Here is a 4,727-nt window from a genome sequence, read left to right on the forward strand (position 1 = left end):
CAAATCCGGTAGTATCGGTTCAAAAAGCATAGAAACCGGGTTTGTTTTAAATGCTCCAGCATATTATAGCGCTACGCATTAAGGCTCTTGACATTTCTAAATCCTAAAACCCTTTATTAATCTACTATTCCCTATTCCCTATTCCCTATTCCCTAGCGCGTAGCGCTATAACATCTACCTCCCACAAACCCGGTTTCTTATTACTCTGATTTATCGGGAACTCTAGCAAGCGGATTTGATATTAGCAATTATTTCAAGTATTTTTTCTCCTTAATAACTACAAGCTTTAGAAATGAGGGTTCTTTGCAATTTTTTAAGTTATTAAGCGACAAGTCTAGTGTATAATTTTTTGGTCTTTGCTCAAGTGGAAAAAATCAAAAAAATGACTATCAACTATCCCAGTATTATGAATTGTGTTTTAAATTCTTTCCTAGGAATAATTTTTACTATTGGAATATCTAGTATTCCCAAATCTACTGCTCAAGCTCAAGTTACCAATTTCGATAATTTTTTTGATTGGTGTAATCAAAAAGATAATATTTCACCAGAAGCTAAACGTACTGTTGAAGCAATTTTAGTAAAATTTGGTACAGAAGATTGTTCTCAAGCTGCTCAAATAGCATCTTTAACTACTAGATTAAATCTAGTTAGCAGACAAATTTATGATGTTAAACCTATAGCTTCTTTACCTAATTTAACTAGATTAGTTTTACACAATAATCAAATATCAGACTTAACTCCTTTAGCATCATTAACAAACTTAGAAAGACTCTACCTTGCTTATAACAAAATATCAGATATTACTCCGATAGAGTCACTCACAAAATTACAAGAACTCATTCTTTCCAACAATCAAATTTCTAATATTAATCCCCTAAATTCAATAACCAATTTGAATAAATTATTCCTGGCAGATAATAAAATATCAGATATTAGTCCTCTCAGTTCATTAACTAATTTGACAGAACTTAATTTAAGTCGTAACCAAATTTCTGATATTAGTCCTCTCAGTTCACTAACTAATTTAACTGAACTTAATCTTAGTAACAACCAAATATCTGATACCACACCTCTTGGTTCTTTGGAAAAACTAACTACGATAAATCTTAATTCCAACAAAGTTTCTAATGGCAATACTTTGTTATCTTTGATGAGCAAATTTAATTTAACAGAGGTTTATATTCACAATAACCCAATTGCCAGACAAGTTTGTCCTAATAATCCAGATGCAATTTGTTTCTGAAATTCAACATAAAACTGGCATCATATCATGTCAGATTAAATCCCTATTCAGAATAATATTTATCTAGTTGTTTGATTGTAATTTAAGTACAAATCCCTAGATAGCAAAGTGTTTAACTAAATTATGATATAAGTTTATAATTCATTTTTTTACGATCTATGTATACCAATATAGCGCTACGCATTAAGGCTCTTGACATTTCTAAATCTTGTTTGCGCAGCATGACCTAGGAAAAGCCTTTGACAGTTTACTATTCCCTCTCTTGGTGCGCGTTCCCTTGCGCCTATCGGCGACGCGGGGTCGCACAGCTATTCCCTATTCCCTATTCCCTATTCCCTATTCCCTATTCCCTAGCGCGTAGCGCTATAATATATTAGTTTCCTACTCTAATATTGACATTAGGAGTATTACTTTTCATGGAAGGATTTTGTGAAAAGTTTTCATAGCAAATATTAATCTTTTGGCTCAATATAACTCTAGTTAAATCATGTCCGCTGGTATCGTTTGTGTAAATCTAAGGATCAATATATACAGGAAATTTAAGTTTTTTTATTGCCCTTAAGTATTCCTTCCTGTTGTTCCCTTTTCCCTACCTTTGCTATAAAATACCGATGCTACCGGACATGATATTAAATGATAGAGATTAAACTAAGTAATCTGAATTATTTCTTTAATTTCCTCACCATTTTCATCACTTCCAGATAATCTTCATCTTTTCCTTTTTGTTGATAGATATCAGCAGCTTTTTGAAAGTCATCTATTCCTCCCTGATAATCTTCAATGAAATAACGAATCATACCCCGATTATAATAAGTTTTAGCATCCGTAGGTTCAAGTTTAATTGCCTCTGTATAATCATCTATTGCCTGCTGATGATCTCCTATTTCATAATTAGAAATACCTCGATTATGATAAGCATCTGGATCTTGAGGATTAACCTTAATAGCTTCCGTAAAATCAGCGATCGCTCCATAAAATTCTTTCATTTCATAAAGACAAATACCACGATTATTATAAGCATCTGCATCTTTAGGATTAGCTTCTATAACTACTGTAAAATCCTTAATAGCAAGTTCATAATTGTTCATAACATGGTAAAGACGTCCTCTGTTATGACAAGCATTAGGATTAGTCGAATCAATTTCTATCGCATGAGTAAAATCATCAAGCGCTCCCTGATAATCTTCTAAACGGGAACGAGCAACACCTCGTTGATTAAAATATGAATAAGCTTTATCAGGATTAAGTCGGAGTGCTTCAGTAAAGTCAGCGATCGCCTCCTGATAATTTCCTTGTTGAGAAAGCATTTTGCCTCGTTGGTAGTATACATGACCTTGATTTGGATTAACTCTGAGTGCTTCAGTTAAGGAATCGATTCTCTTTTGGCGATCTTCCTCTACAGAAATAGTTTGTTCTTGCTGGTTGTTAGCGTCATTATCCTTATAATCATAATCAGTAATCTCTGTCTCTGGTCTTTTTGCTAAAGTTTCATCTACTGATATTTCTGAAGATTTCTCGGTTTCCACATCCGACTTAGTTTCCTCTACTGCTGTCTCCTTCTGTATGATGTTCATTACTGCCAGATAATCCTCATTTTCTCCTTTTTCCTGATAGATATCAGCAGCTTTTTGAAAGTCCTCTATTCCGGTTTTATCATCTTTAACGAAATAACGAATCATACCCCGATTATAATAACTTTTAGCATCAGTAGGTTCAAGTTTAATTGCTTCTGTATAATCATCTATTGCCTTTTGATGTTCCCCTATTTCATTATGAGAAATTCCTCGATTATGGTAAGCATCTGGATCTTGAGGATTAATCTTAATAGCTTCCGTAAAATCAGCGATCGCTCCCTCAAATTGTTTCATTTGATAAAGACAAATACCACGATTATTATAGGAGTCTGCATCTTGAGGATTAGCTTGTATAACTACTGTAAAATCTGGAATTGCCAGTTCATAATTGTTTATCCCATGGTAAAGACGTCCTCTGTTATGACAAGCTTTAGGATTACTCCCATCAATTTCTATGGCAGCAGTAAAGTCAGTAAGTGCTCCCCGATAATTTTCTAAACGGGAACGAGCAACACCACGCTGATTAAAATAGGAATAAGCTCGATCAAGGTTAAGTCGGAGTGCTTCAGTAAAGTCAGCGATCGCCTCCTGATAATTTCCTTGTTTAGAGAGTATTTTTCCTCGCCGATAGTATACATGAGCTTGACTTGGATCTTGTTTTAGTGCTTCATTTAAGGAATTGATTTTCTGTTGCCGATATTCCTCTACAGAGAGACTTTGTTCTTGCTGGTTGCTAACATCACTATCCTTATAACCAGTAATCTCTGTCTGAGGTTTTTTAACTAAAGTCTTATCTTCCAATACTTCTGAAGATTTCTCCCTTACCACATCCGACTTAGTTTCTGAAGATTTTTCTACCTCTACATTAGTCTCTGGCGTTTGTGCTAAAGTTTCACCTACCGAGGTATCTTTCCGTATGATGTTCATTACTTCCTGATAATCCTCATTTTTTCCTTTTTCCTGATAGATATCAGCAGCTTTTTGAAAATCATCTCTTCCACTTTCATCATCTTGAATGAAATAACGAATTATACCCCGATTATAATAACTTTTAGCATCAGTAGGTTCAAGTTTAATTGCTTCTGTATAATCATCTATTGCTTGTTGATGATCCCCTATCTCATAATTAGAAATTCCTCGATTATGATAAGCATCTGCATCTTCAGGATTAACCTTAATAGCTTCCGTAAAATCAGCGATCGCCCTCTCATATTCTTTCATTTCATACAGACAAATACCGCGATTATTATAGGCGTCTGCATCTTTAGGATTAGCTTCTATAACTACTGTAAAATCCTTAATAGCAAGTTCATAATTGTTCATAACATGGTAAAGACGTCCTCTGTTATGACAAGCATTAGGATTAGTCGAATCAATTTCTATCGCATGAGTAAAATCATCAAGCGCTCCCTGATAATCTTCTAAACGGGAACGAGCAACACCTCGTTGATTAAAATAGGAATAAGCTTTATCAATATTCAGTCTTAGTGCTTCAGTAAAGTCAGCGATCGCCTGCTCATAATTTCCTTGTTTAGAGAGTATTTTTCCTCGCCGATAGTATACCTCCGCTTGATTTGGATCTTGTTTTAGTGCTTCATTTAAGGAATCGATTTTCTTTTGGCGATCTTCGTCTACAGAGAGACTTTGTTCTTGTTGGTTGCTAACATCACTATCCTTATAATCTGTAATCTCTGTCTGAGGTTTTTTTGTTAAATTTTCATCTAGTGATACTTCTGCAGATTTCTCGCTTTCCACATCCGACTTCGTTTCTGTAGATTTTTCTGACTCTACATTCGTCTCAGTTTTTTTTCCTAAAGTTTCATCTACTGATACTGCTGAAGATTTCTCAGTTGCGACATCCGACTTCGTTTCTGTAGATTTTTCTGACTCTACATTCGTCTCAGTTTTTT

The 4,727-nt window shown here is 34.5% G+C and carries 2 protein-coding genes; one reads left to right on the top strand and one right to left on the bottom strand.

The features are described 5' to 3' along the window. Positions 1 to 382: 382 nt before the first annotated feature. Positions 383 to 1,243, top strand: coding sequence for a leucine-rich repeat domain-containing protein (locus ACP6PK_RS19050; protein ID WP_426561728.1), 861 nt, complete (start codon positions 383 to 385; stop codon positions 1,241 to 1,243). A gap of 662 nt (positions 1,244 to 1,905) precedes the next feature. On the opposite strand, the gene ACP6PK_RS19055 is transcribed toward ACP6PK_RS19050, so the two are convergent. Next, positions 1,906 to 4,727, bottom strand: a 2,822-nt coding sequence (locus ACP6PK_RS19055) for a tetratricopeptide repeat protein (protein WP_426561730.1), incomplete at its 5' end; no start/stop codon positions are given.

The organism is Dapis hubbardiae BLCC-M172 (assembly GCF_050016015.1).
Taxonomy (GTDB): Bacteria; Cyanobacteriota; Cyanobacteriia; order Cyanobacteriales; family Microcoleaceae; genus Trichodesmium.

Excerpts from the sequence above, each read along its gene's own strand:
- ACP6PK_RS19050 (WP_426561728.1), top strand. The coding sequence starts at position 383 with ATGACTATCAACTATCCCAGTATTATGAATTGTGTTTTAAATTCTTTC.